This window comes from Falsiruegeria sp. JB4-1 (assembly GCF_055693495.1).
In genome coordinates this window covers 1,752,338-1,779,109 of record NZ_JBVFTZ010000001.1, presented here as the reverse complement: position 1 = coordinate 1,779,109, position 26,772 = coordinate 1,752,338, and the positions used below count along the sequence as shown (strand labels likewise).

At 57.8% G+C, this 26,772-nt stretch carries 20 protein-coding genes and 3 pseudogenes; 14 read left to right on the top strand and 9 right to left on the bottom strand.

All coding sequences use genetic code 11. The annotated features are described in order from the left end of the window. Positions 1 to 90 precede the first annotated feature (90 nt). The 6 genes from ACZ1HE_RS09145 (at position 91) to ACZ1HE_RS09120 (ending at position 6,619) form a co-directional block, all read left to right on the top strand. Positions 91 to 1,458, top strand: coding sequence for an alpha/beta fold hydrolase (locus ACZ1HE_RS09145; protein ID WP_472620478.1), 1,368 nt, complete (start codon positions 91 to 93; stop codon positions 1,456 to 1,458). 71 nt (positions 1,459 to 1,529) lie between these two features. Then, entirely contained in the window at positions 1,530 to 2,120 is a 591-nt protein-coding gene (infC, locus tag ACZ1HE_RS09140) for a translation initiation factor IF-3 (RefSeq protein ID WP_472624421.1), read from the top strand. Positions 2,121 to 2,256: 136 nt separating this feature from the next. Further along, on the top strand, positions 2,257 to 3,489 hold the full coding sequence (locus ACZ1HE_RS09135; RefSeq protein ID WP_472620477.1) for a DUF3300 domain-containing protein: 1,233 nt from the start codon (positions 2,257 to 2,259) through the stop codon (positions 3,487 to 3,489). A gap of 3 nt (positions 3,490 to 3,492) precedes the next feature. After that, a complete protein-coding gene (locus tag ACZ1HE_RS09130) occupies positions 3,493 to 4,401 on the top strand; it encodes a DUF2950 domain-containing protein (RefSeq protein WP_472620476.1) in 909 nt (302 codons plus the stop codon). A 145-nt stretch (positions 4,402 to 4,546) separates the two neighbouring features. Further along, entirely contained in the window at positions 4,547 to 5,947 is a 1,401-nt protein-coding gene (locus tag ACZ1HE_RS09125) for a selenium-binding protein SBP56-related protein (RefSeq protein WP_472620475.1), read from the top strand. A gap of 15 nt (positions 5,948 to 5,962) precedes the next feature. After that, positions 5,963 to 6,619 (top strand): hypothetical protein, encoded by a 657-nt coding sequence (locus ACZ1HE_RS09120; protein ID WP_472620474.1) that lies wholly within the window; start codon positions 5,963 to 5,965, stop codon positions 6,617 to 6,619. On the opposite strand, the gene ACZ1HE_RS09115 is transcribed toward ACZ1HE_RS09120, so the two are convergent. From ACZ1HE_RS09115 to ACZ1HE_RS09090, 6 genes and pseudogenes are all read right to left on the bottom strand, one after another. Further along, positions 6,616 to 7,017 carry a hypothetical protein gene (locus ACZ1HE_RS09115; protein ID WP_472620473.1) on the bottom strand — a complete coding sequence of 134 codons (402 nt, stop codon included), beginning with the start codon at positions 7,015 to 7,017 and terminating at the stop codon, positions 6,616 to 6,618. The genes ACZ1HE_RS09120 and ACZ1HE_RS09115 overlap by 4 nt on opposite strands. Before the next feature lie 50 nt (positions 7,018 to 7,067). Beyond that, complete coding sequence (locus tag ACZ1HE_RS09110) at positions 7,068 to 7,856, bottom strand: FAD binding domain-containing protein (RefSeq protein WP_472620472.1); 789 nt, start codon at positions 7,854 to 7,856, stop codon at positions 7,068 to 7,070. Between the two features lie 98 nt (positions 7,857 to 7,954). Next, complete coding sequence (locus tag ACZ1HE_RS09105) at positions 7,955 to 10,318, bottom strand: xanthine dehydrogenase family protein molybdopterin-binding subunit (protein WP_472620471.1); 2,364 nt, start codon at positions 10,316 to 10,318, stop codon at positions 7,955 to 7,957. Between the two features lie 104 nt (positions 10,319 to 10,422). Continuing rightward, positions 10,423 to 10,908 (bottom strand): (2Fe-2S)-binding protein, encoded by a 486-nt coding sequence (locus ACZ1HE_RS09100; RefSeq protein WP_108785530.1) that lies wholly within the window; start codon positions 10,906 to 10,908, stop codon positions 10,423 to 10,425. Between the two features lie 162 nt (positions 10,909 to 11,070). Next, a complete protein-coding gene (locus ACZ1HE_RS09095) occupies positions 11,071 to 12,072 on the bottom strand; it encodes a molybdopterin-binding protein (RefSeq protein WP_472620470.1) in 1,002 nt (333 codons plus the stop codon). Continuing rightward, positions 12,069 to 13,038, bottom strand: a pseudogene (locus ACZ1HE_RS09090) (XdhC family protein). The gene ACZ1HE_RS09095 and the pseudogene ACZ1HE_RS09090 overlap by 4 nt, the downstream one beginning before the upstream one ends. Positions 13,039 to 13,339: 301 nt before the next feature. Here ACZ1HE_RS09090 and ACZ1HE_RS09085 point away from each other — a divergent pair. Beyond that, complete coding sequence (locus ACZ1HE_RS09085) at positions 13,340 to 13,843, top strand: hypothetical protein (protein ID WP_472620469.1); 504 nt, start codon at positions 13,340 to 13,342, stop codon at positions 13,841 to 13,843. Between the two features lie 7 nt (positions 13,844 to 13,850). On the opposite strand, the pseudogene ACZ1HE_RS09080 reads toward ACZ1HE_RS09085, so the two are convergent. The 3 genes and pseudogenes from ACZ1HE_RS09080 to ACZ1HE_RS09070 all read right to left on the bottom strand — a co-directional run bounded on the left by ACZ1HE_RS09080 (position 13,851) and on the right by ACZ1HE_RS09070 (position 16,558). Beyond that, positions 13,851 to 15,106 (bottom strand): annotated as a pseudogene (locus tag ACZ1HE_RS09080) (vWA domain-containing protein). Continuing rightward, complete coding sequence (locus ACZ1HE_RS09075) at positions 15,099 to 15,653, bottom strand: P-loop nucleotide/nucleoside kinase family protein (protein ID WP_472620468.1); 555 nt, start codon at positions 15,651 to 15,653, stop codon at positions 15,099 to 15,101. Before ACZ1HE_RS09075 ends, ACZ1HE_RS09080 begins: the two are co-directional and overlap by 8 nt. Continuing rightward, entirely contained in the window at positions 15,650 to 16,558 is a 909-nt protein-coding gene (locus ACZ1HE_RS09070; protein ID WP_472620467.1) for an AAA family ATPase, read from the bottom strand. The genes ACZ1HE_RS09075 and ACZ1HE_RS09070 overlap by 4 nt, the downstream gene beginning before the upstream one ends. A gap of 511 nt (positions 16,559 to 17,069) precedes the next feature. On the opposite strand from ACZ1HE_RS09070, the gene ACZ1HE_RS09065 reads away from it, so the two are divergent. The 7 genes and pseudogenes from ACZ1HE_RS09065 (at position 17,070) to pyrC (ending at position 26,758) form a co-directional block, all read left to right on the top strand. Beyond that, positions 17,070 to 18,827, top strand: a complete 1,758-nt coding sequence (locus ACZ1HE_RS09065) for an amidohydrolase (protein ID WP_472620466.1) — start codon at positions 17,070 to 17,072, stop codon at positions 18,825 to 18,827. A gap of 482 nt (positions 18,828 to 19,309) precedes the next feature. Then, positions 19,310 to 20,341 (top strand): glycosyltransferase family 2 protein, encoded by a 1,032-nt coding sequence (locus ACZ1HE_RS09060; RefSeq protein WP_472620465.1) that lies wholly within the window; start codon positions 19,310 to 19,312, stop codon positions 20,339 to 20,341. Beyond that, positions 20,338 to 21,003: a sulfotransferase gene (locus tag ACZ1HE_RS09055; protein WP_472620464.1), complete on the top strand. Its 666-nt coding sequence runs from the start codon at positions 20,338 to 20,340 to the stop codon at positions 21,001 to 21,003. Before ACZ1HE_RS09060 ends, ACZ1HE_RS09055 begins: the two co-directional genes overlap by 4 nt. Then, positions 21,003 to 23,384: a glycosyltransferase family 2 protein gene (locus tag ACZ1HE_RS09050; protein ID WP_472620463.1), complete on the top strand. Its 2,382-nt coding sequence runs from the start codon at positions 21,003 to 21,005 to the stop codon at positions 23,382 to 23,384. Before ACZ1HE_RS09055 ends, ACZ1HE_RS09050 begins: the two co-directional genes overlap by 1 nt. 115 nt (positions 23,385 to 23,499) lie before the next feature. Further along, a pseudogene (locus ACZ1HE_RS09045) lies at positions 23,500 to 24,577 on the top strand (glycosyltransferase family 2 protein). An 86-nt stretch (positions 24,578 to 24,663) separates the two neighbouring features. Continuing rightward, positions 24,664 to 25,626, top strand: a complete 963-nt coding sequence (locus tag ACZ1HE_RS09040) for a phosphoadenosine phosphosulfate reductase (RefSeq protein ID WP_472620462.1) — start codon at positions 24,664 to 24,666, stop codon at positions 25,624 to 25,626. A 94-nt stretch (positions 25,627 to 25,720) separates the two neighbouring features. Next, positions 25,721 to 26,758, top strand: coding sequence for a dihydroorotase (gene pyrC, locus ACZ1HE_RS09035; RefSeq protein ID WP_472620461.1), 1,038 nt, complete (start codon positions 25,721 to 25,723; stop codon positions 26,756 to 26,758). Positions 26,759 to 26,772 lie beyond the last annotated feature (14 nt).

The window sequence follows — 26,772 nt, the reverse complement described above, 5'->3', positions numbered from 1 at the left end:
CGTCCGGGGCCGTTTTATATGTATACTGCCCCTATTCTTTGAAGATTTAGCAGGGCCAGTGACATTCAACGCCGCCTGACCACCATCCTGATGGCCGACATGGCCGGATACAGCCGCTTAATCGAGGCGGATGAAGATGGTATCCTTGCTCGCCAGCGCACCTACCGCAAAACCCTGATCGACCCCGCGATTGCCGAAGTGCACGGCCGCGTCATCAAAACCACCGGCGACGGAATGATGGCCGAATTTTCCAGCCCCCGTGCCGCTGTCACCTGTGCTTTGGCAATCCAGTCCGGCATGGAAAAACACGAAGGCGATCATCCGCCCGACACCCGCATCCAATATCGCATCGGGATCAACATTGGCGATGTGCTGGACGAAGACGGGGATCTGTTTGGCGATGATATCAACGTGGCTGCGCGCCTTGAACAGATGGCGGAACCGGGTGGTGTCTGCATCTCGGACGCGCTGCACCAACTCGTTCACAGTCACCTGGACGCCGCCTTTGCCGATCTAGGGTCACAAAACGTCAAGAACATCTCGCGCCCGATCCGGGTCTGGCAGTGGACGCCAAAAGCACGCGAGCGGTTCGACGACCAGACCGCCCTGTCCCGTACCCAGCAGATCGAATTCTGCATTACGCCAAATGGGGTGCAACTGGCCTATGCCTCGGTCGGCTCGGGTCCAGCGGTGTTCAAGATGCCCAATTGGCTCAACCATCTGGAACACGACTGGCTCAGTCCGATCTGGGGTCCCCTGCTGCAGGACATGGCCCGCGACCATCACTTTGTGCGGTTCGACCAACGCGGCAATGGCCTGTCGGATTGGGAGGTGGACGAGATCTCGGACGACGCCATGGCCCGGGACGTAGAAACCGTCGTCGAGGCCTCGGGTCTGGACCGGTTCGCCGTCTTTGCCGCCTCGCAGGGCTGCGCCATCGCCGTGCGTTATGCTGTGACCCACCCCGAACGGGTGCGCTGCATCGTGATGTACGGCGGCTATGCGCGCGGCAGCCTGATGCGCGGCCACCCCGACCAAGAAGCCCTTCACGAGGCCACAACACAGGTCATCCGTGCCGGTTGGGGCTCAGTCACGCCCGCCTTTCGGCACATGTTCACCGAGATGATGATCCCCAAGGCCAGCCCTGCGCAAAAGGACAGCTTTGACGAGTTGCAGCGAGTGGCCTCTCCGGCGGAAAATGCCGCGCGGATCAACGAGATGAATGCCCGCTGCGATGTCAGTGACCTGGCACGGCAAGTGCAGGTTCCGGTGCTGGTTTTGCATTCCGAAGGGGACAAGCGCGTCCCCGTCGAGGAAGGCCGCAGACTGGCTGCGCTGATCCCGGGCGCACGCTTTCAAACCTTGCCCGGCGACAATCACATGCTGCTGCCGGGAACGCCTGCTTACGACAGTTTCTGTCGCAGTTTCCGCCAATTCCTGGCAGAGCACCCTGAATGACCGAAAAACATACATGATTTCGGCCGATTTCCGCGATGATCCCGCTTGCAGTGCCGCGCGTCGCAGTCTAAATTCCGACATCGAAAATCTGCCATTACCAAAGGAATGATCCCATAGCCCGCAGACCACACAACGCGCCGCCGCAACGCGACACAGGCCCACGCGTCAACGACAAAATCCGTGCCACCGAAATCCGCCTGATCGGCGCCGATGGCGATAACGTCGGTGTGGTTCAACCCGCCAGAGCCATGCAAATGGCTGCTGATGCAGGTCTGGACCTTGTTGAGATTTCGCCCAATGCCAACCCTCCGGTCTGCAAGATCATGGACTTTGGCAAGTTCAAGTATGAACAGCAGAAACGCGAAAGCGAAGCGCGCAAGAAACAGAAGATCATCGAGGTGAAAGAGGTCAAATTCCGGCCCAACACCGACACGCATGATTATGAAGTGAAGATGCGCAATGTGTTCAAGTTCTTGGAAAACGGCGACAAGGTCAAAGTGACCCTGCGCTTCCGTGGTCGTGAAATGGCGCACCAGAACCTTGGCCGCGAGCTGTTGGAACGTGTGGCCGCAGACGTCAAGGAAATCGGCAAGATCGAAAACATGCCGAAGATGGAAGGCCGTCAGATGATCATGATGATCGGCCCACTGCCGCAAAAATAGGCGACAGACCGAAATCGAATTCAGGCGCCCCGTTGCATCCGCGACGGGGCGCTTTTCGTTTCACATCAGAAAACCATTTGGTTTCAAAGGCTCTTTCCCCTAGGCTTTCGTTATTCACAGCCGGAGGGGAGACCGGATGACCTACCGCATAATTTCTGCGGCGATGTTGTGCGCCGTATTTGGCACGCAGCCCCTGATAGCCCAAGACACGTCAGACGCGGCCACGACTGAGGCGCCGACAGATCAGGAAACTCAGAACCTGTTGACGAAAGAAGAGCTGCAAGAGCTGGTCGGCCCAGTGGCCCTCTATCCTGACACTCTACTCATTCAGATTCTGGTGGCGGCGACCTTCCCGCTTGAAGTGGTCAAAGCCGACCGTTTTGTGCAGGACAACAAGGACGCTGACGATTTGGAAGCCCAGATTGAGGCACAAGGCTGGGATGAAAGCGTCGCAGTGCTGGCCACCGCCTTTCCGGATGTACTGACCGACATGGCCGTGCATGTTGAATGGACCGAAACCATCGGCACAGCGATGCTGGCCCAAGACGATGACGTGATGGCCGCCGTTCAGGACATGCGCAAGATCGCCGAGGATGCCGGCACGCTGACCAGTGGCGATGAACAAACGGTGGAGGTCACACAGGACGCAGGCGAGGAAACCATCATCATCCAACCCACCGATCCTGAAGTCATCTATGTCCCGCAGTATGAGCCCGAAACGGTCTATGTCGACGATGGCTCGGACGTGGGTGACGCCGTTGCTGCAGGTGTGATCACCTTTGCCACGGTGGCCCTGATCGCCGAGATTTTTGATGATGACGACGACTGGTATGACTATTGGGGCTGCCGGAATTGCGGCGGCTGGCATGGCAACCCGATCATCCGCAACCCGGACATCGACATTGATATCGACGGTGATGTAAACATCGGCGACCGCGACAACATCGGCTGGAAGCCTGACGATGACCGCCGTGACAAAGCCCGTGACGAGATCGGTCAGCGGCGCGGTGATGGTGCAACTACGATGCCGGTCAAGAAACCCGATCGCGGTGACGAAATGCGCCAGCGCCTGTCCAAGGAAACCGGGGCGGCCGACATTTCGCGACCCGGTGCAGACCGCGATGTTCAACGCCCCGATGCCCGCCGCGACGCGGTGGATCGAACCAAGGCCAAGGCGCCGAACGCTCCGAAACCAAAGGCCAAGGCCAAGGTTCAGTCGCGCCCCAAACAAGCTTCACGCCCTGCCCCAAAGGCGCAGGGGAACGGTAACCGGGGTGCTGCCATGCAACGGCGTGCCTCTTCTGGCCAGCGGGCTAATGCCGGGGCTGCACGTGGACACGCGTCGCGCGGTGGCGGACGGAGGAGATAAACCATGAAATATCAATCGCTTTCCTCCGCTCTTTGTTCGACGGCTTTGATCCTTGCCCTGCCTTTGCAAGCCGCAGAATCCCCGGCGACCTATGACACCCCGCAAGACGCGCTTGATGCGATGATGACGGCGGCGTCAGCGCAGGACACCCAAGCCATGCTGACTGTATTCGGCAACGACGCCGAAGAGTTGCTCTCGACCGGCAACCCGGATCGGGACAATGCAAACCGTCAGGAGATCCTTGGCATGTATGCCGCGGGCTATCGTTTCCTTCCTTCTGGCGAAGGGCAAGTCACGCTCTTGCTTGGCGAAGACGGCTGGCCGTTCCCTATCCCGCTAACACGGACGGATGTGGGATGGGCCTTTGACATCGTCGCAGGCGAGGAAGAGACCCACGCCCGCCGCATCGGCCTAAACGAGCTTGAAACCATCGAGATGCTGCAGGCCTATGTGGACATTCAAGCCGAATACCGGCTGACCGATCACGACGGCGACGGGGTGATGGAGTTTGCAAGCGCACTTTTGTCGTCGCCACAAGGCCGCGATGGTCTGTTTTGGGCTGATGCTGACAGCCCCCTGGGCGAACGGATAGCTCTCGCCTCGCTGGACGGCTACAACGATGGCGAAGAAGACCAAGCGCCCGAGCCTTTTGGTGGCTACTACTATCGCATCTTGACCGGGCAGACCGATAACGCCCCCGGCGGCGCGATGGATTATCAAATCAACGGGCACATGGTCGCCGGACACGCGATGCTGGCAGTACCTGCAGACTATGGCAACAGCGGCATCACCAGCTTCATGGTGGGTGAAAACGGCGCCATCTACGAGGCCGACCTGGGCGAGGACACGCTGGAAGGCGCGCACACCCTGACCTTATTCGACCCTGGTCCCGATTGGGCACCTCTGGAGTAGCGGCGAAGATACGCCCGACATGCAGGTTTGACTTGACCCAAACGATCAGCCCGTGAACGATAGTCGGGCCGGGAGAAAATTGCGACCCACTACAAAAATTTAGAACATTGTTCCGCCCCGGTGATTTTGCATGGGAGGACCGCAAATGAATTTAAGACCTGATCCGACGTTTCACCCCTCGCCCAAACTCGCGATGGAAGCCCCGCCCGAGACGCTGGCGTTCACCTTGATGCTCAGTCCGGATTTCTCGCAACCTGATGGGTTGGCCGTAGTGAATGTGGACCCCAAGTCGGACGACTATGGCAAAATCGTTCACAAGGTGATGATGCCAAACAAGGGCGATGAGTTTCATCATTTTGGCTGGAACGCCTGCTCTTCGGCCCTGTCGCCTTTGACCGGTCACGCGTTTCTGGAACGGCGTTACCTGATCATCCCCGGCATTCGTTCGTCGCGCATCTATGTGATCGACGTCAAGGAGCCGCTAAAGGCGAAGATTCACAAAATAATCGAACCCGAAGAGGTCTTTGCCAAGACCGGCTATTCCCGCCCCCACACCATCCATTGCGGCCCCGAAGGCATCTATGTCTCGACACTGGGTGGCGGTGGACCTGACGGCACTGACGGCCCGCCAGGCATCTTCATCATGGACTGCGAAACGTTTGATATCATTGGCCGATATGAAATGGACCGTGGTGTGCAAGACAAACACTATGACTTCTGGTGGAACCTTCCGCGCGACTACATGGTCAGCTCTGAATGGGGCCTGCCTCCGCAGTTCGAAAACGGCATCGTCGCCGAAGATCTGCTGAGCAACAAATACGGTCATTCGATCCATTTCTGGGACCTGCGCGCGCGCAAGAATGTCCAGACCATCGACCTAGGTGAAAATCACCAGATGGCTCTGGAAATCCGACCTGCCCATGACCCCGTCAAACAATACGGATTCTGTGGCGTGGTTGTCGACACAACCAACCTGCAAGGCGCCATCTTTACCTGGTGGCGCAAGGACGATGGCACGTTTGAGGCTAAGAAGACCATCACCATCGACCCGCAACCGGCCGATCCCGATGACCTGCCCGAGTTGCTCAAAGGGTTCTCGGCCGTGCCGCCCCTGGTCACTGACATCGACCTGAGCCTGGATGACAAATACCTCTATGTCGCGTGCTGGGGCACCGGCGAGATGCATCAATACGATGTCTCGGACCCGATGAACCCAACACTGGCGGGCAAGGTCGACATCGGCGGTATCGTCAAGAAAACCAAGCATCCCAATGGTCAGGACTTTGGCTATGGCCCGCAGATGGTCGAAATCAGCCGCGATGGCAAACGCGTCTATTGGACCAACTCGCTCTATTCCACATGGGACGATCAGTTCTATCCCGGCGAACGCGGTGCTGCGATGGTCATGGCCAACGTTGGCGCAGGCGGCGGGTTGACCCTGGACGAAAACTTTTGGGTCGAGTTCCCTGATGGATATCGTTCACACCAGATCCGGCTCGAGGGCGGAGACTGCTCGACCGACAGCTTCTGCTACCCGTCGGTGTAAACATTGGAAACGCTGATGAGTACAACGGCTGGCCTGTGGCTGGCCGTTGTTCTGAGCGGGCTTTATCACGGGCTGAATCCCGGTATGGGTTGGCCCTTGGCGGTCTCCTCGGCCCTAATGGAGCAACGCCCCCGCGCGCTTTATGGCGCGTTAGGAGCGTTGGCGGGTGGGCATTTCATGGCGATGCTGGTGATCCTGCTACCGTTTTCGCTGATGACGCTTCTTTTAGATTACGAACGCCAACTCCGACTTGGGGCGGGCATCATCGTTGTGGCCCTTGGCCTCTGGCTGCTGATCACGCGTAGACATCCAAGGTTTCTGTCCCGCATCCCGCCCACGCAACTGGCGCTATGGTCGTTCCTTGTGGCGCTGGTTCATGGTGCCGCCCTTATGCTGGTGCCCATCTACCTTGGCCTTTGCCGGATCGAAGAGCTTGACGCAGGCCACCGCGCCGCTGCGGACTTGATGGGACGCAATATGCTGCTGACACTGGGCGTGGCTGTAGTTCACACGGCTGCAATGATCATCGCCGGCGGCGGGTTGGCCGTGGCTGTGTATCGTTGGTTGGGCCTGCAATTCCTGTCTCGCACTTGGTTCGACTTGGAAACCATCTGGGCCCTCAGTTTGATCCTGGTGGGCGGCATCGGCATCTATACCGCCCTGCCCGCCTAGGCGATCCCACGATCGCCCTGCCACCACTTAATGGCATCGACATAGTCAAACAGCAAAGAGATCAAGTCGACGATCACAAGCAAAACCAAAGCCTGAAGATAACCGCCACTAACCCCGCCTTGCAGCTGCCCAGAAATCACTCCCAAAAGGGGTGTCCAAAGCAGGAAATGAGGAAAAGCCATAGCTTTCGAAAAACCCCGTTCGAACAGCAAAATCGGCAGATTCAAAACCATCCCCCCAATTGCCAAAACGGCAATCAGCCCCGCGCCCGGTTGCCCCAGAAACGCCAGCGGCAGCAGGTTCACTGGCATCAGGATCACCCCAACCCAGATCTGTACCCACACGGGGAGCCTGCGAAAACTGGCCCAGATTTCGGTGATCATGGCACGCTCTCTCATGGCAAAAGCCGCGCAGTTTCCCGCGCGGCTTTCTTCAACTTCGGCAAGGCTTACCCGCAGGCGGCCACCGCCCGTTTGGTCATAACGGCCACCAGATGCGCGCGGTATTCTTTCGAGCCGTGCAGATCCCCAATCATATTGGCGGGGTTGATGCTCAAATCCATCAGCGCATCGCCGCTGAAGTTCTTGTTCAGCGCCTCTTCGGCCTCGGACCAGCGGAATACGCCATCCTCGGACGCACCGGTCACAGCCACCCGCGCGCCGTCGGCGTATTTGGCGACATAGACACCCACAAGCGCAAAGCGCGAGGCAGGCTGGACGAACTTCTGATAGTTCGCCGCCTCGGGGATCGGGAAGCTGACCGAGGTTACGATCTCTCCCTCATTCAGCGCAGTTGTGAACATGCCCTGGAAATAGTCATCCGCCGCGATCTCGCGTGCGTTGGTAACGATCGTGGCGCCTGACCCCAAAGCTGCGGCCGGGTAGCACGCCGATGGGTCATTGTTGGCCAGCGAGCCACCAATGGTGCCACGGTTGCGCACGGCCGGGTCACCGATATGGCTCGCCAGATCTGCCAGTGCGGGGTAATGGGCGCCAGCTTCGGCTGCGACAGTGGCATGGGTGGTTCCACCGCCAATGACGACTGCGCCATCCTCGGCACAGACACCCTTCATCTCGGCAATCGCTGCCAGCGACACCAGTTTGCTGGGCGATGCCAACCGCTGTTTCATCGTGGGGATCAGGGTCTGCCCACCCCCCAAAGCCTGCGCATCTTCAGCCCCAAGTGCCGCAACCGCATCTGCGATCGTGCCGGGCTGTTCATAGTCGAAATTATACATTTCGGTCCTCCTTCAAGAAGCTCGGGAAACGCCCCTTCTTCTTGCTGAAAAATTCCGAGGGGTGCGAGGGGCTGACCCCTTGCACCCACTCTCTCAACTCAACCGTTCATCGCGGCCCAAACACGGGACGGTGACACTGGCATATCGATATGACCGATATCCTTGCCGCCCGACTGCATCGCGTCGATGACTGCATTCACCACCGCAGGCGGTGAGCCAATCGCACCGGCCTCGCCGCAGCCCTTGACCCCCAACGGGTTGTGGGTACACGGCGTCTGGCTGGAATGATCCACGGTGTAGAACGGCACGTCATCAGCACGCGGCATCGCGTAATCCATGTAGGATGCGCTCAGCAGCTGGCCGTTGTCGTCATAGACGCAGTTTTCCAGCAGCGCCTGACCGATGCCCTGACCGATCCCGCCATGCACCTGACCGTCCACGATCATCGGGTTGACGATGTTGCCAAAGTCGTCCGCCGCCGCAAACCGTTCGATGGTGACCTTCCCGGTCTCCGGATCAACTTCGACCTCACAGGCATAAGCGCCTGCCGGGTAGGTGAAGTTCGCCGGATCATAGAACGCGGTTTCCTCCAACCCCGGTTCGATGTCTTCGAGCGGGAAGTTGTGGGGGACATAGGCCGTCAGCGTGACATCGCCCCAAGCGACCGATTTGTCGGTGCCTGCAACGGTGAACTGACCGTCCTTCAGCTCTATATCTGCATCAGATGCTTCGAGCAGGTGCGCCGCGATCTTCTTGGCCTTGTTGATGATCTTCTCGGTTGCCCGAACCATGGCCGATCCACAGACCGCCAGCGAACGCGAGCCATAGGTGCCCATGCCAAACGGGATTTTCGAGGTGTCACCATGCACGATCTCGACCTGACTTTCATCAATCCCGATCATCTCGGCCACGACTTGCGGGAACGCAGTCTCATGTCCCTGACCGTGGCTGTGCGCACCAACCATCACGCTGATCGAGCCGGTGGCGTTCACCCGCACAGTTGCGGCGTCATACAGACCCGCACGCGCACCCAACATGCCCACGATGTTCGACGGCGCGATGCCGCACGCCTCGATGTAGCAGTTGACGCCCAGACCCCGCAGCTTGCCATTGGCCTCGCTTTCCGCGCGCCGTGCGGCAAAGCCTGCGATGTCGGCAGCGGTTTCCAGCTTATCCATGGTGCCATTGTAGTCGCCGGTGTCATAGGTCAGCGCCACAGGCGTGTCATAGGGGAACTCGGTGATGAAGTTCTGACGACGCAATGCGATTGGGTCGGCGCCCAATTCACGCGCGGCCTTATCGATCACCCGCTCCAGCTGGAACGTCGCCTCAGGGCGGCCTGCGCCGCGATAGGCGTCAACCGGAACCGTGTTGGTGAACATCGCCTTCACGTTCACCTGAATCATCGGGGTCTTGTAGTTCCCCGCCATCAGCGTGCCGTGCAACCAGGTCGGAACCGAGCTGGAGAAGGTCGACAGATACGCGCCCATGTTGGCATGCGTATTGGTGCGCAGACCGACAAAGTTGTTGTCCGCATCCAACGCCAGTTCGATGGTGGTCACATGATCGCGACCATGGGCATCCGACATGAACGCCTCGGACCGGCTGGCTGTCCATTTGACCGGACGGTTGCAGGCCTTGGCCGCAAAGGTCACGAACGCCTCTTCCGCGTAGTGGAAGATCTTGGTGCCAAAGCCGCCACCCACATCCGGGGCCACAACGCGAACCTTGTGCTCGGGCAGGCCTAGAACAAAGGCGCACATCAGCAGGCGGATCACATGGGGGTTCTGCGAGGTGGTGTAGAGCGTGTGCTCATCTGTGCCACGGCTGTAATCACCCACGGCAACGCGCGGCTCCATCGGGTTGGCAACCAAACGGTTGTTCACCAAATCCAGAGTCGTCACATGCGCTGCATTGGCGAAGGTGTCGGACACGACCTGTTCATCAGTCTCACCCAGCACCCAGTCATAACAGACGTTGGACGTCAGATCGTCGTGAACCTTGGTCGATCCTTCGGCGGCCGCGGCCTTCATGTCCACAACTGCGGGCAGTTCAGCAATGTCGAGTTCAATCGCTTCGGCCGCATCGCGCGCCTGTTCCAGCGTCTCGGCCACAACAGCCGCAATCGGATCGCCCACGTGGCGGACCTTGCCTTGCGCCAGGATCGGGTGCGGCGGCTCTTGCATCGGCTCGCCATTGCGGTCTGTCACCTGCCAGCCGCAGGGGATGCCGCCCACGCCTTCGAAATCGGCGCCGGTAAAGATGCGCACGACGCCGGGCATGCCAGCGGCGGCCTCGGTTCCGATGCTGTTGATGGTTCCATGCGCCACGTCAGAGCGCAGGAAATACACATGGGCCTGACCATGTACGTTGATGTCGTCGGTATAATTACCCTCGCCGGTCAAAAAGCGCACGTCTTCGCGGCGCTTTGAACTGGCTCCGATGCCACTGTCTTTGGGCATAGCTTGTTCTCCTCCCTGGATACCGGGTCGGGCACCATAGCCCACCGGTCATAGCTCCGGGCGCATCTCCTCAAATTCGCCCGTGCCGGAAATTCGCGTCTTGCTTATTCGGCGGCAATTGCGCCCACGTCCTGACCGGATGCGGCCATGATCGCCTTGACGATGTTGTGGTAGCCCGTGCAACGGCAGATGTTGCCTTCAAGATGCGCGCGCACCTCGGCCTCGGTCGGCTTGGGGTTGTCCTTCAGCAGCGCGGCTGCCGACATCACCATGCCGGGCGTGCAGAATCCGCACTGAAGGCCGTGGTGGTCCTGGAACGCCTGCTGGATCGTGTTCAGCGTTCCATCCGGGGCCGCCTGCCCCTCGATCGTGGCAACCTCGGCACCGTTCGCCTCCATCGCCAGCATGTTGCAGGATTTCACCGCCTCGCCGTTCACATGGACCATGCAAGCACCGCATTGCGCCGTGTCGCATCCCACATGTGTACCGGTCAGTGACAGGTGATCCCGCAGAAAGCTCGACAGCAGCGTGCGGCCTTCGACCTCACCGCTGGCAGTCCGGCCATTCACGGTCATCGTGACCTGTGTCATTCGTCTCTCCCCTTTTTGGCTTTTAGCTGGGGAAGAGTTAAACACGGGTCCAAGCATTTGAGAACTAAAATTTTTGACCGTTTGGTTTAGGTCAAAATGAAAGTTTTCTATACCTAGAGCAGAGTTATCACCGGGCAAGCCTGTCTGGGTTTCAACCCAGCGTCACTTGCGTTTTCCTGCGCGAGGCTGTGGCCGCGTCGGGATTTCCTTGAGCAATCCCCCCACCCCCATCGCAGCAATGTCATCGCCCGTGACGGTGATTCCACACGCCACACGGCTGAGAACCCAATCCGCACCGTTCAGCGCGGGGGACCGCGCGCACCCTGGCAGGCCGATGACCGGTCGCGCGCCGATCCGACCGGAAAACAACAGGTTGCCGGGATCAACGGGCATTCCGAACCGATCCACCTGACCGCCAGCCGCGCGCACCGCACTGGGGGCCACGTCATTCACATCCGACGTGGCCGAACCGGTCAAGATCATCGCAATCTCGCCCTCGACGCGCGCCACGGCTTGCGCCAGCTCATCCGTGTGATGCCGTACGATCTGTACATCACAAAGGTCCATCCCCAAGGCCTCGACCCTGCCCCGGATGGCCTGAATACCCTTTTCGTTGGGTGGCCCGCCCGGGATGTCAGTCACCACCAGCCCAGCGGTCCTGTACGTCGGCGCGATCAACCGCACCGCATCACGCGCCGCATTGCAGGCCGCGGTCACATCCGCCTCAGGGACAGCGTAGGAGATCACCTTGATCGTCGCCACCATGCCGCCACTGGTCATCTGCTGCATTTGTGGCACTGTGGCGACGGTGATCATCGGATGCACCCGGTTGAACGCCTCGATCGCCGACACGTCGAGTTCGACCACACCCGGCCCATCTGCCAACAGATTGACCCGCCCGGTGAAAGGGGCTGTCACACGCAGACCTGCGGCTTGCAGATCGCTGGCCAAGGCCGCTGCCAAACGCCCCGCCGCTTCATCCTCGTGCAGATCGCCCTGTTCCAGCCGGGCAACCGTGACCTTATTGATCCCGGCGGCGCGCAGTTCCGCCAGATGATCGGCCTCTAGCCAGATCCCCTTGCGGAGTTTCCGTTTCGTCGTCGTCACCGAATGCGCCAGAATGGCCCCTTGAGCCTGCTCCAGCGGGACGGGTCCGAATTTCATGCCTTGCCCCGCAGCACGGCTGTCATCTGTGCGAGGATCGCCACTGCGATCTCGGACGGTCCCGCCGCCCCGATGTCGAGGCCAACTGGCCCGTGAATGCGCCCGATCTGTTCGGAGGTGAAGCCAACGGCCTGCATCCGCTCAACCCGCTTGGCGTGTGTACGCGTCGACCCAAGCGCGCCGATGTAAAACACATCCGCAGCCAAAGCCGCCTGCAACGCTGGATCGTCCAGTTTCGGATCATGTGTCAACAGCACCAGCGCCGTGCGCAGAATCAAGGCCCAGCTTTGCCACCGCTTCGTCTGGCCAGTCATGCAGGATCTGCTCGCCCGGAAACCTCCGGTCTGAAGCAAACGCCTCGCGCGGGTCGACGATCACCGGATCATATCCTGCAATTCGCGCCATCGGCACAAGCGCCTGTGCGATGTGGACCGCTCCCACCACGATCAGGCGCAGTGGCGGGTTGTGCACTGCCACAAACGTCTCACCGTCCTCTTCGAACCCGGACCGGTCCATGCGCATCCGCTCGCCATAACCATCAGGCACCAACCGCCGCTTGCCAGTGGCAATATTGACTTCATAGGCAACCGCATCACGCCCGGCCCGGATCTGGACCATCTCGGCAAGCATCTCTTCGCTCAACACTTTTCCAACCGGTTCGATCAAAATCCGGATCGTACCACCACAGGCCAGCCCAACGGCAAAAGCATCCTCGTCGCTGACACCAAATTCCAAAAGCCGCGCTTCGCCCTCTTCGATGGCTTCGATCGCCTCGACGATCACCGCGCCTTCGACACAGCCACCCGATACCGAACCTTCGATCCGGCCATCGCCGCCGATCACCAATTGCGAACCAACCCGCCGCGGTGCGCTACCCCAGGTTTGAACCACGGTGGCCAAGGCCGCGCCAATTCCCTTGCGATGCCAGTCCAAGGCGGTCTCGGGGCTGTTGTCAAATCTCTCCATGAAGGCTCCTCATGGCCTGGCCGTGTATCATTGGGCGTGTAAGTTGCGCACAACATAAGGAGGATTTGAGCAAAGAAAAGCAGCCCTTAGGAAACAGAATGGCAGGGGAACCCCAAATGTGCCCAATTTTCTGCGCGTCTGACGGCGGCATTCTCACGCATTGAGAAACAGGATTTATTCGATGCAATGACATTGAAAGATACCTTAACGCGATCTAGGTTGCTGGCGAACTGCCCATGAGTTGTGAAGTACCCGACTTGGGCGCCGATTAATTTTCCATATTTTCGAACAGGAGTGCCCTATGTTCAAATCCCTTGCCGCGTTTACGACAGCTGCCGTTCTGTCTTTGACATCCACGGCCATCGCTGAACAGTTCGAGCCATACGGCTCGGTCGAAGGCTGGAACGTCTACGCAGACACAGAAAAGAAGTCCTGCATGATCGAAAGCAAGGATGACCTTGGCAATGTCGTTCAGATGGGCCTGACCGCCGACCGAGGGGTGGCATACATCGGTGTCTTCACACAGGCTGAGACTGACATCAAGAAAGGTGACAAACAAGCCGTGGTGATCGGGTTGGGTGACAAGGTTTATGTCGGCGAAGCAACCGGAATGCGTGGCAATATCACCAAAGGCTATTCAGGCGGCTACGTACTGACTGATGACCCATCGGTGGTTGAAGCCGTTGCAAAAGAGCACGTCATGACAGTCTTTCCTGAAAAGGCTTATGGTTTCGTTGTGAACCTCAAAGGCACGTACAAAGCCATTGAAGCGGCCGCAAAATGTAATGAAGAGCAACTTCAGTAGACATCTCTCATGGAAGCGCGGACATGAGCCGCGCTTTCTCACCCACGTCATCAGGACGTGAAATGACCTGCGCCAAGTCTTGCAACGACGCGATGGAATGACCTGCTCGGAAACTGTCCACATGGGGCAGCATCGCAGCAATACCTTGCGCTTTTGGGGCAAAACCCTCCCACCGCAGCAGCGGATTCAGCCAGATCAACCGCCGGGATGACAACTGCAGGCGCTGCATCTCCAGGCTCAGCTGATCAGGGTCGTCGCGGTCCAGCCCGTCTGTGATTAACAGCACCACCGCCCCCTGCCCCATGACCCGCCGCGACCAATCGCGGTTGAAATCATGCAGGCACGAACCGATCCGCGTACCGCCTTCCCAATCCTGCGCCTCAGCACCTGCGGATTTAAGTGCTGCATCGACGTCCCGCTGCGCCAGATGGCGGGTGATGTTGGTGAGCCGAGTGCCAAAGGTAAAGGCATGCACCTTGGCCCAACCCGCGCCCTTTGCGTTGCTGACAGCGTGCAGAAAATGCAAGATGACGCGGCTGTATTGACTCATCGACCCTGAAATATCGCAAAGCACGACCAGATTGGGCCAGCGTGGCCGCGGGGTAAGCCGGGCGATGTCGTGAATTTCGCCCCCTGACGCATCGATGCACGCAGCGTGCGCCGCCAATCCACGCGGCTGCCCCGCAGGCTGGCCATGCCGCGCCGCGAGGGGATCGGTTTTACTGGCAACGACAGCTGCGCCAGCATCCGCTTGGCTTGCGCAATCTCATCGGTGCTCATCAGCTCGAAATCCAGGCTCCGCAGCCGTTCTTCGCCCGACATCGTGCGCGAGGCGTCGATCTCGATCTCACTTTCTTCTTCGCCGCCGTCTTCCTGTGGCGGCGCGTCCCGCTCGACACCGTCCAGCAATGCCTCGGCGGCGCGGCGCTCGGCGGCTTGGGCCTCGCGATCCTCTTGTACGCCACGAATGGCGGGCAGCATCGCGGCCATCATCTGCTCCAGATAACGCGGGTCTCGCCAGTAGAGGCGAAAGATCTGGGCAAAGACCTCGCGGTGCTCGGGCTTGTTCACGAAACAGGCGTGCAGCGTCCAGTAGAAATCGCGCTTTTCGGTGAACCCCGCTGCCTCGACCGCATAAATGGCGTCAATCACCCGCCCCGGCCCGATGGGCAGCCCAGCCTTGCGCAACGCACGCGCAAAATGGGTGATATTCTGCGCCAGCTTGGGGCTGTCAGGGATATCCAGTGGGATCTGTTCAGCCACAGGACACCTCGCAGTCGCAAAGCGCTGCAATCCGGTCAGCGACCTTCTCTGCCGTTAGGCCATCCACAGGCACGTCAATCGCACCTTCCGGTCGAAGCAATTCCAGTTTGGCCCGATGAGAGCGCAGAATACCCGTGTCCATCAGCTTGCCCCGCCCGACTCGCTTGGGGTCCGTCAACCGTGCGACATTCTCTTGCTCGGAAATTTCCAATGTCACGGCCACCATTCGCGCACCACGCTTTGAGACAAATTCCGCAAAAGGTGAGTAAAGCGCGTGATCATCCGGCCTATCCGCCAAGGCATTGGTGAAGATGATCGCAACGTCCCCAGGCAACTGCAACGCGTGATCGAATATCGCTCGTTGCACTTGCCGTCTGAGTTCCAAATGCCCTGACTGCCCACGCTCGTAGACTGCACTGGCGGGGCCAATCATCAGATGATTGTCGATCAACCGCCCCCCGATTTTTGCCGCGAGCGCCTGCCCTATTGTCTGTTTCCCTGATCCCGGCCAGCCGCAGATGTGGATGACCAGCGGCGTAGAGCTCATGCCGGCTCCAGACTGGCGTGGGCTTGATCAAGAATACGCTTGGCCTCGGAGCCTTGCATCTTTTGGATATCATCCTGGTACTTAAGGATCGCTCCCAATGTATCTGCGATCACCTCAGGGCTCAGGTTGATGACATCCAGCGCCAACAGGCACTTTGCCCAATCGATAGTTTCCGCCACGCCAGGTTTCTTGAACAGATCCTCGGTCCTCAATTGCTGGACAAAGGCTACGATTTCTCGGGACAAGTTTTCTGCCGCCTCGGGCGCGCGAGCGTGCAGGATTTCCACCTCGCGTTCGAAATCCGGGTAGTCGACCCAGTGATAGAGGCAGCGGCGTTTGAGGGCATCATGCACCTCGCGCGTGCGGTTCGAGGTCAGGATCACCACCGGCGGTTCCGGTGCCTTGATGGTGCCCAGTTCGGGGATCGTGACCTGAAAATCGCTGAGTGCTTCAAGCAGAAATGCCTCGAACGGTTCATCGGTGCGGTCCAACTCGTCAATCAGCAGCACCGGCGCGCCGTTTTCATCGGGGCGCATCGCTTCAAGCAGCGGACGTTCAACAAGGAACTCATCAGAAAAAAGCTCGGTCTGCAGCGCCTTACGATCCGCCCCGCCCGAGGCTTCGGCAGTACGGATCGCAACCATCTGTGCCGGAAAGTTCCATTCATAAACCGCAGACGAGGCATCAAGCCCCTCGTAACACTGCAACCGGATCAAGCGTCGCCCCAGGGCCGCACTCAACGCTTTGGCTATTTCGGTCTTACCAACGCCCGCTTCGCCTTCCAGAAACAGCGGCCGCCCAAGTTTGAGCGACAGGAAAACCACCGTCGCCAACGCCCTGCCACAAACATAGCCTTGAGCGGTCAACATCTCTTGCACCGCATCGATCGAATTTGGAACTGTCATGCTCTCTCCCCTTGACGTTGTAGAGGGCACGAGCGAGCGCCTGCCGTCAACCACCCTTGCCGTCGCATTTCAAGGCTACTTAGGTCGCAGTGGCATGCTGTCCAAGTTTGGAACGTCACAGACCTCTGACTGAATGCCCCGCGTCACGCAATCCTGCCGCGAACGTCAGGCATTTCCACCTTAAAGCAACAATTCAGCGCGCAGGTTTGAACGATCCAGACGCGGACAAAGCCACCATTCGTCCGCTCGACCCCATCGGCTGCTCACTGCGCATCGCTGCCAGTCGTAATGTTTGATGATCACGCGCCCGGAGCATCGCCGTTTAGCCCGAGTAACCCTGTACGGATGAGGCATCGAAGGATCTCATCGAAGTGACTGCGGCCTGAGGGCGTGCCAATAAGTTCTTCTGGTCACTTGCAGTTTCACGCGTGGCTGAGAATGATTGCCGTTGACGGGCTATCGTTAGTGCCCCCTAATATTCAGTGACAACGAGGTTCAGAGGAGCAGTTTCATGGCCCGTATTATTTCAACGACGGCGGCTATCATCTCGGCAGTTGGCCTCTTACCGACGTTAACCCTCGCCCAGAGCGCCGATACGGTATTCCTCAACGGCAATATTTACACGATGGACGAGTCCAGGCCCACCGCGCAAGCGCTTGCTATTTCTGGCAAACAGATTTCTTTCGTGGGTTCAGACAATGGAGTGCGATCTCTGATAGGCGACGGAACGAACGTCGTGGATCTTGACGGCAAGATGGTGCTTCCGGGCTTCATCAGCGGTCACGAGCATTTAATCGCTTCCGGATGGACGCAACTCGGCGTCCAGCTTGGTTCGGGACAATCCAAGGAGGATTACCTCAAGCTGATCAAGGAATATGCAGACGCCAATCCTGACGAGGCGTATATCCGCGGCATCGGTTGGAATGCGACTTTGATGGGTGGGGAGTTCACGGCAGCAGACCTTGACGCAGTCGTTCCCGACCGGCCTGTTTTCTTACAGGACTATACAATTCACGACGCATGGCTGAACTCCAAAGCGATGGAAATGGGCGGTGTTGACGCCAACACCCCCGATCCGGTTCCCGGGCTGATCTATTGGGTGAGAGACGCCGACGGTGCCCCAACAGGATATGCAAAGGAATTCGCCTGGATGGGAGCATATGTAACATCCGGTGCCTGGCAGCCGGACACGATGATCCCGGAAAGCCAACAAACGCTCTACGATCTGGCTGCGAGCTTTGGATATACAAGCTATATCAACCAGGGACTTGTGACGCCAAACATCAAGTCTCAGTCCAAGCATCACGAAGACAACAAGGTTGCCCTAGACATTCTGCGGTCTCAGGCAGATGAGGGTTCGCTCAAACTGCGCACGATGTTGATGACACTGGTCAAGGGCGATGACTTCGACGCAGATGAAGCCGTCGCGAATACGCTGGAACTAAGAGAGGCGTTCGACAGCGATGACGTCCGGGTGCTCGGCATAAAAATTCACCCGGAAGGCGTTCATACAAGCCACGCTTCTATCATGCTCGATCCCTGGAAGGATCAGCCTGAGAAGACAGCAGTGCGCGGGGTTTCTGCCCAGTTGACCGATGAGATCGTGCAAAAGGCGAATGCCGCAGGGCTTGACGTGTCTGTTCACGTCGACGGCAGCAAAACCGTCCGGGAAACAGTCAATTCATTCATCAGCTCCAAGAAAGCTGGGTACACTGACGCGCGCAACTCGTTGCAACACCTTGCTTTTGCGCATCCGGATGACATCGCAAACATCATAGAACACGACATCCTTGCAAACATCACCCCGATTTGGGCAACGACCTGGGGTGGTGGGCTTGATGGTGCTTTGACGATCATGGGGCGCCATCTCACCGTCGCGCAATTTCAGCGCATCCGGACTTTGATGGATGCAGGAGCCCCCGTCAGCATCGGAGCGGACGTGCCGAGCACAGACCCCCAGTTGATGGGCGCGTTGACTTTGTGCGAAGCAGGCGTCACGCGCAGAGACCCATCAAACCCCGAAGATGATCGTGTCTTTCCGCCGGTTTACCAGGCAATCACCCTTGAGCAATGCCTCTACGCAGCAACCATGGGAGGGGCCTATGAGGCGCGATTGGAGGATAAGGTCGGAAGTCTGGAGTTTGGGAAATACGCAGACCTCGTTGTCCTGGAAAAAGATCTTTTCTCGGTTCTGCCCTCAGAGATCGCAAATGTGAAAATACTCGCCACGATGAAAGGTGGAACCTACACCTATCAATCCGAACCTTGAGTGATTGCTCCTGAAAACCGCTTGGTTGTGATCGTCTTTGTTTGATTTGCACGGCAAGGCGGGTTTTCAGGCTAGTCATCAACTGGCGGCAGTCATCGCCAACTTCGGATTCACTTTGATCCGCGTGGACACTTTTCCACGAGACAGGGTTTTCTGCGGCTCGTTTGCTAGCGTCTGTAACGCCTAAAAGGAGCTGCTGATGCAATCCACAGCATCAGCCCCAAAGGGCTCTTTCGAGACCTGCGCTGCGATCCATGCCAAGATCTGCAATGCCGGTTTTTCTGATGCCCATCAGCGTTGTGACGTAAAGGCCAAAACCGTCTTGTCTTCCCCGCCAAGAGTTTGCGAAATGTTGACGGATTCGCCCACTAATGTCATGACTTGGGAAACAATCAACGCCCAAAGAATGGCGCGCAAAAGGTATGGATCGGGGCAGACGTGGCGAAGAATGAACCGGCATCGCGACCGGAGGAGCGCCGGACATGAAAATCACGGCTGTAACCTGCGTCAAAAACGAAGGGCCCTTTCTGCTGGAATGGATCGCCTTTAACCGTCTGATCGGGGTCACTGACTTTCTGTTTTATTCCAACGATTGCTCGGATGCGACTGACAGGCTACTCGATGCCTTGCAGGATCGCGGTATCGTGCGACACCTGCCCAACCCGGCTCAGGGGCGCAATTACCAGATGGAGGCGCTTAAGGCCGCTGCACACGAAGACATCGTGAAACAGGCCGATTGGGTCTGGATCGCGGACGTGGATGAGTTTCTGAACATCCACGTGGGAGACCGCACAATCCCCGCACTGATTGATGCGTGCAAAAACCCACAGGCCATCAGCGTCTCGTTTCAGTTCTTTGCCAATGATGGGATCGAGACATTCGAAGACAGGCCGGTGATCGAACAGTTCACCCGCTCGCATAATCCCGACATGTGGGGCGGTGAAAGCGCTGCCGAGGTTAAAACACTGACCCGCAAAGACTTTCCGTTGCAGTATTATGGCGCGCATCGCCCTTTCTTTCCCAAGAAGCTGGCTCAGGCCAACCGCCCCAGTTGGACAGATGGATCAGGTCGGGACGTGCCGTTCCGATTCAAAATCGCGGCCAATCCGCGCCGCATTCGCAAATTTCCGGCCCGCGGTTCCCGAGACCTGGCAACACTGAACCACTACGCTCTACGCAGCCTCGACAGCTACCTGGTCAAGAACGATCGCGGCGACGTCAACCGCGAGCATCGCAATTTCGACGACAGCTATTGGCGAGACCGAAATGACCCGGCATGGCAGGATCTGAGCATTCAGCGTTATCTACCGGACCTAAGACGCGAGATGGACACACTTCGCCAGGACGTTGAGATCAATGCCTTGCACCAAGAAGCTGTGAGCCTGCACCGCGCCAAACGCGACGAACTAATGGCCAAGCCAGAATATCAGGCAATGCGCCACCAGTTGCGTGAGGCGTCAACCCTGCCCCCTGCCGAAGAGCGTCTGCTGCTGGAATTGGGGGCTACGTTATGAGCCGTTTGCGGGTAATTAATTTGGGCTTGCCAAAGTCAGGCACCACGACACTTGGCGTGGCTCTCAAGGAATCCGGTCTGAAGGTGGCGGATTGGCGCATTCGGCGCGGACAGTCGGAAAACCGCGATATCGCCGGAAATTTTGTGGGTCGGACGATGTATCGAGGGTATTTCAAAACAGGTGATCCGCTGCACTACATGGACGAGTTCGACGCGTTTACCGAGATCAGTGTTGCCTCGCGCGGTCACAATGAATGGCCCCAAACCGACTGGGGTTTATTGAGTGCAATACTGGACCATCACCCGGGTGCAAAGTTTCTCTACAGCAGCCGCCCCGCTGACAAGTTGGTCGACAGCATGTTGCGGTGGTCCAACCTTGGTCGGCGGCGGTTGCCAAAATTTTCAGTGCCCGGCCTACCTGCGGGATACGGGTTTGAATATGACGAACTTGTCCGTTGGGTCGAAGGGCATCGAAAATTCTGTCACCGGGTTTTTGCAGGAAGCGACGCCTTTCTGGAATACGACATCCTTGACCCTGACGCGCCCAACAAGATCGGGGCCTTTTTGGGGATGGAAATTACCTGGTGGGGCAAGGCCAACACCAACGAAAACCGCAAGGCTGACGCAGACGCGCAGGACCAGATGATCGAACAGGACAGTTAATGCGAATTTATCTGCACATCGGCCCTGAAGTTGCCGGAGCCGCAGCGCTGCAAAAAACGCTGTCTGCCAAGCGGGATCAACTGCTGTCGAAGGGCGTTCTCTATCCTCGAAAAATCGGCAACGTCAGCCACACCAAGGTTTTCATGGCCGTGACAAGTCCCGACCACATCGACCCCCTTCGGTTCAATCGTGGATTTGCGGCTACGGACAAACAGGCCCAACTTCGAAATTCTGTGATCAAAGACCTCAAACAGGAAATTGACCAACACCAACCCGAAACCATGATATTGTCGGTGCCGCAGCTGGCGACGTCCATCTATCGACGGCCCGAGATTGAACGCATTCATGAAATCTTGAGCGCTCTATCTGATGACATCAGAATACTGACTTATGTGGACGATCCGGCGCGCCTTTTATCGTCCCACTATTGCCAGCAAGTGCTTGAAGGACGGGCAGAACCACTAACCCAGGAGCTTGACCTTGTAGGGTCTGACAACTGGTGGCAAGCGTGCATCGACGCTATGCTGGCCATTGATCCCATGGCGGGCCAGTTCGAAGAGACGCAGGGGCCCGCTTTCTGGCTCGACACCAAAGCGTTGGTCCACGAGTGGGAAACGGTTTTTGGCGATGGTTCGGTAGATCTGCGAACCTATGCCGAAGATGTGTTTGCACCTGACATGATCACAAATGAAATCCGAACCGCGTTCGGGATCAAGGCAACAATCGGTAAAGGCCTGGCAGCCTCCGAAACACCCCCCATGTCGGCAGCCTGGACAGCCCGGGGGCGGCAGTTCAATGCATTGCTGATCACCTTGCTTGCCCAAGGAGGTAAGCACGCCCCAAGGCAGCTATGGCGAAGTCTGGTGGCCGAGTTAGAGGTGCCTGGTCAAGCGATGGATCCGGGAAGTCTCTTCCCGATTTCCCAGCACTTTGAAAAGGATAACGCCGATCTGATCGACAGGTACCAGGATCTGGACCAGGACACTTATACGTCACCGCATGCAAAAGACATCTGGACAGAAGCCGATCCCGAATATGGGTTTCGCGCGTCGCAATATCTGCTGTCGTTTCTGTTTCGGATTAACAAGGCGACCAATGAAAAATACGCTCAGCGCATAGAGGACCTGACGACGGATACCAACTCGGCACCAGATGCCAGTGGTCAAAGCGTCCCCTCGGCACAGGAATTTGACGGGCTTTCAGACGTGGCACGCAATTTGATGCCACCGCAAGCGGTCGAAAATTTTGAGCGCCTGAGAAAGTCGACATTTGCGCCCCACAATAGGTTGGGTGCTGTAGATGAAGAGCAATTGGCGGCAGCATACACCGAGGTCCCGACGCGATCCTTGTCCAAAGGCAAGAGTGGCAACGTAATCGTTGGCTGTATGAAAAACGAGGCGCCGTATATTGTTGAATGGGTCGCTTATCACCGTTCGATCGGTGTCGACAACATTCTGATCTACACCAATGACTGTAGCGACGGCACGTCCGAGATCCTGGATCGGTTGCAAGCCATGGGCATCGTGGAACATCGCAACAATGACAACTGGAAAGGCAATTCTCCCCAGCAGTACGCCTTGAATCAGGCTCTCGATGAACCGGTCATTCGAAACGCTGACTGGATTTTGCACATCGACGTGGACGAGTTTGTCAATGTCAGGACCGGAAACGGAACATTGCAGGACTTCTTTGACGCAGTTCCTGACGCAACAAATGTTGCCATGACGTGGCGGTTGTTCGGTCACAACGGTGTAACCAGACTGGCAGACGATTTCGTGATCAACCAGTTCGACACCTGCGCCCCCAAGTTCTGCCCCAAGCCGCACACGGTCTGGGGGTTCAAGACCATGTTCAAGAACATCGGCGCCTACTCCAAGATCAGCTGCCACCGCCCCAACAAACTGAACGAAAACAAGCGCGACCGGGTGCGTTGGGTCAATGGGTCGGGGCGTGACATGACACAAGAAGCCGTGGACAATGGATGGCGAAACTCCAAGAAATCCATTGGTTACGACCTGATTCAGCTGAACCACTATGCACTGCGCAGCGCCGAAAGTTACCTGATCAAACGTCAGCGTGGCCGGGCTTTGCATGTGGATCGTTCCATTGGGCTGAACTACTGGATCCGAATGGATTGGTCTGACTATCGTGATGTAACGATCAAGCGTAACCTTCCACGCCTGCGCGCAGAATTTGACCGTCTGATGCAGGACGACGAACTGCGCAATTGGCACAACAAAGGCGTTGAATGGCACCAATCCAAAGCTCGGGAATTACACGAAAACCCCGAATTCGAGGATCTGTACCAACAAGCACTTAAAGTGAAGCTTTCACAAAATGAACGCGTTGCCTATGCGCTTGCTCTGGATCTGGAGAGCTGAGTTTTGGAAAGTTCCCGCACCCGAATAACACTTCAGCACGGTTGGCCCACAATAGCCCCCTTGGCAGGAGGTTATCATGTTCGTGCCCGTTAAACGAAGCAAAGGCGGGTAACCCATGCGTGCACTTGCCGTCCTGACCGTCAAAAACGAAGGCGCCTTTCTATTGGAATGGCTTGCCCATCATCAGGCCGTCGGGTTCACTGATTTTCTTGTTTTTTCTAACGATTGCCAGGATGGAACCGACAAGATCCTGGACCGTCTGCAAGCCATGGGTCTTGTGACACATCAACCAAACAACGGGCCATATGATAAACGCGGGATACAATTCACGGCACTCAAGACCGCGGGCAAGCACCCGTTGGTCAAGCAGGCTGATTGGATATTGTCACTGGACGTGGACGAGTTCGTTAACATCCACACCGGGAACGGCAGGCTGACCGACCTGATTGATGCTCTACCTGATGCGACAGCAATCACGCTGACCTGGCGCCTGTTCGGCAATTCTGACACGATCCGATACCAGGACGCTGCCATTACGGAGAGCTTTACCCGCTGCGCCCCTGCGGTGATGTTTTGGCCATGGCGGGCTTCGATGTTCAAGACGCTGTACAAGAACGACGGCGTCTATTCCAAACTTGGCGTCCACCGTCCCCGCAGCCCGGATCCAGACCTGCTCGATCAAAGCCGTTGGTTTGATTGCAATGGTCGCGAGTTGGACGAGCAGTTCAAACTCAAGCGGTTGTTTTCCAACTACGGTCGAGACAATTTCCAACTGGCCCAGATGAACCACTATCCACTTGGAGCAATGGAAAGCTACATCCTCAAGGCGGACCGAGGACGCGCGGTACATTCCGAACACATGCTGGATGTCGATTATTGGGTTGAACGAAACTTCAACACCGACACAGACACGTCCATCAGCAGATATGCAGCCCAAACAAGTGGTCTGCGCGAGACGCTGACAGCAGATCCCACCCTTGCAAAACTGCATCAGCGCGCTGTCGATTGGCGATTGAACCGCTTCCAGAAACTGATGGAGCAAGAACCCTATCGCGCGCTTTTGGCACGGCTGATGATGACCCCCATCCCGCCCGATAAACGCCGCCACGGCCCGAACCCTGACCGGTTTCGCGAACCTGGGCCGATTGCGCGACCGCTCACCTGAAAACGGAAACGGCCCGAAACGGGCCTGAGTTTTTCCCATTTTGGCCTCATTCTGCGCTTAGATTTCTTGGAAACAACCAGCCCGAAAAGCGGCTGGAGTTTCGAGGACGAGCAAATGCAGGACGCACAAATCGGTATCGACACATCCATCGCAGGTTACCGCCCTGCGATCTGGAAACGTAAGCTGTTGGAACAGGCCGAGGCCGAAGGCATGGCACAGCAACTAGGTGACAAACACTTCGCGACCTTCATTGACCGGGATGCAACCCTGGTCGTCACATTCGAAACGATGCAGGGCATCCGCGCGATGTCCGAAACCCAGCAACCCTTTGGTTTTGATCTGGTAAAAACCAAGAACTGGTCACATTTGTGCATCATTTCAAACGGGGATACCTGGTTTCGCGATCCCAAAGTCTATGGGTTTTTTGATCGACTGATTGACGATGGCTTCTTCGAGGATTTCGAGCGCGTCATATTTTACGGTGCTGGCCCATGCGGGTATGCGGCAGCGGCCTTTTCCGTGGCTTCACCTGGTGCCACCGTGGTCGCAGTCCAGCCTCAGGCAACACTGGACCCCAAAATGACGGAATGGGACGACCGTTTTATCGAGATGCGCAGAACGTCGTTCACGGATCGCTATGGCTATGCCCCTGATATGCTGGATGCTGCCGAGCACGCCTTTGTTCTTTATGATCCCCATGAAACACTCGATGCGATGCACGCCACACTTTTCGAACGTTCCAACGTCACCCGCCTGCGCATGCGCAACATGGGTGGCGAGCTGCAGTCGCGCCTGCTTGACATGAATCTGCTTTATCGTCTGCTCGCGATGGCAGGCGCTGGCAAGTTGAGCGCGCGCAGTTTCCATCGCGTTTATCGGGCACGTCGGTCCTATCCGCGCTACTTGCGTGGCCTTATGGGTCAACTGGACGCCGGTGAGCGGTTCTATCTGAATACGCTTTTGTGCCGAAACGTCACCTCGCGCATGCCAGCCCGACGCTTTCGCATTCGACTGGAACAGTTGGAAGAACTGGCGGACAAGGGGAGTTTTGTTCCCCCACCCACGACGCAGAGTTGATACAGACCACAACACACCCAAATTGAACTCAAAATTCTCCGTCCAATGTTTGGCAGGGGTTTTCCGCTTTGGCCGCCTGTGCTAGCGGAACCGCATGACCCACAGCCTCACCATCCGCCGCCCCGACGACTGGCATCTGCACCTGCGCGATGGCGCAATGTTGCAGGCCGTCCTGCCCGAAACCGCCCGCCATTTTGCCCGTGCGATCATAATGCCGAACCTGGTGCCGCCCGTGGTCAAAGGCTCTGATGCTGCAGCCTATCGCGACCGCATCCTGGCCGCCCTGCCCGATGGCAGGACGTTCGAGCCGCTGATGACACTCTACCTGACCGAAGACACTGACCCCGAAGATGTAGCCGCAGCCCATGCCAGCGGTTTGGTCAAAGCGGTTAAGCTCTACCCGGCCGGGGCCACCACCAACTCCGCCTCGGGCGTGAAAGATTTCGACAAAGTCCGCCCGGTTCTGGAAAAAATGGCCGAGATCGGCCTGCCGCTCTGCTGCCACGGCGAGGTCACTGATCACGACATCGACATTTTCGACCGTGAAGCCGTGTTCATCGACCGCGTGCTTGACCCCGTACGTAAATCTACCCCTGGCCTGCGCGTCGTGATGGAACACATCACAACTGCCAACGGCGTCGACTATGTCAAAGCCCATGAGGCCGATCTGGGCGCAACGATCACCACGCACCACCTGATCATCAACCGCAACCACATCCTGGTTGGTGGGATCAAGCCGCATTATTACTGCCTGCCCGTCGCCAAGCGCGAAGAGCACCGCCTGGCATTGGTCAACGCCGCCACATCCGGCGACGCGCGCTTCTTCCTGGGCACCGACTCGGCGCCCCACACCGACGCGAACAAGGAAATGGCCTGTGGCTGTGCGGGTTGTTTCACCGCCACCAACACCATGTCGCTGCTTGCCGAGGTGTTTGAAAAAGCTGACGCTCTGGACAAGCTCGAAGCCTTCACCTCGCTCAACGGCCCCGGCTTCTACCGCCTGCCCGTAAACGAGGAAACCATCACCCTGACCAAAGGCGATGTCGTCACTTACCCTGACAAGATCGAAAGCGGCGATGGTCCCGTCACCGTCTTTGACGCAGGTTTCCCACTGCATTGGCACGTCTCCTGACGTCACCCTTTGAA

Excerpts from the sequence above, each read along its gene's own strand:
- ACZ1HE_RS09050 (WP_472620463.1), top strand. The coding sequence starts at position 21,003 with ATGCGAATTTATCTGCACATCGGCCCTGAAGTTGCCGGAGCCGCAGCG.
- ACZ1HE_RS09095 (WP_472620470.1), bottom strand. The coding sequence starts at position 12,072 with ATGAAATTCGGACCCGTCCCGCTGGAGCAGGCTCAAGGGGCCATTCTG.
- ACZ1HE_RS09125 (WP_472620475.1), top strand. The coding sequence starts at position 4,547 with ATGAATTTAAGACCTGATCCGACGTTTCACCCCTCGCCCAAACTCGCG.
- ACZ1HE_RS09145 (WP_472620478.1), top strand. The coding sequence starts at position 91 with ATGGCCGACATGGCCGGATACAGCCGCTTAATCGAGGCGGATGAAGAT.
- ACZ1HE_RS09060 (WP_472620465.1), top strand. The coding sequence starts at position 19,310 with ATGAAAATCACGGCTGTAACCTGCGTCAAAAACGAAGGGCCCTTTCTG.
- ACZ1HE_RS09075 (WP_472620468.1), bottom strand. The coding sequence starts at position 15,653 with ATGAGCTCTACGCCGCTGGTCATCCACATCTGCGGCTGGCCGGGATCA.
- ACZ1HE_RS09105 (WP_472620471.1), bottom strand. The coding sequence starts at position 10,318 with ATGCCCAAAGACAGTGGCATCGGAGCCAGTTCAAAGCGCCGCGAAGAC.
- ACZ1HE_RS09130 (WP_472620476.1), top strand. The coding sequence starts at position 3,493 with ATGAAATATCAATCGCTTTCCTCCGCTCTTTGTTCGACGGCTTTGATC.
- pyrC (WP_472620461.1), top strand. The coding sequence starts at position 25,721 with ATGACCCACAGCCTCACCATCCGCCGCCCCGACGACTGGCATCTGCAC.
- ACZ1HE_RS09040 (WP_472620462.1), top strand. The coding sequence starts at position 24,664 with ATGCAGGACGCACAAATCGGTATCGACACATCCATCGCAGGTTACCGC.
- ACZ1HE_RS09065 (WP_472620466.1), top strand. The coding sequence starts at position 17,070 with ATGGCCCGTATTATTTCAACGACGGCGGCTATCATCTCGGCAGTTGGC.
- ACZ1HE_RS09055 (WP_472620464.1), top strand. The coding sequence starts at position 20,338 with ATGAGCCGTTTGCGGGTAATTAATTTGGGCTTGCCAAAGTCAGGCACC.
- ACZ1HE_RS09115 (WP_472620473.1), bottom strand. The coding sequence starts at position 7,017 with ATGAGAGAGCGTGCCATGATCACCGAAATCTGGGCCAGTTTTCGCAGG.
- ACZ1HE_RS09100 (WP_108785530.1), bottom strand. The coding sequence starts at position 10,908 with ATGACACAGGTCACGATGACCGTGAATGGCCGGACTGCCAGCGGTGAG.
- ACZ1HE_RS09135 (WP_472620477.1), top strand. The coding sequence starts at position 2,257 with ATGACCTACCGCATAATTTCTGCGGCGATGTTGTGCGCCGTATTTGGC.
- ACZ1HE_RS09120 (WP_472620474.1), top strand. The coding sequence starts at position 5,963 with ATGAGTACAACGGCTGGCCTGTGGCTGGCCGTTGTTCTGAGCGGGCTT.
- ACZ1HE_RS09070 (WP_472620467.1), bottom strand. The coding sequence starts at position 16,558 with ATGACAGTTCCAAATTCGATCGATGCGGTGCAAGAGATGTTGACCGCT.
- ACZ1HE_RS09085 (WP_472620469.1), top strand. The coding sequence starts at position 13,340 with ATGTTCAAATCCCTTGCCGCGTTTACGACAGCTGCCGTTCTGTCTTTG.
- ACZ1HE_RS09110 (WP_472620472.1), bottom strand. The coding sequence starts at position 7,856 with ATGTATAATTTCGACTATGAACAGCCCGGCACGATCGCAGATGCGGTT.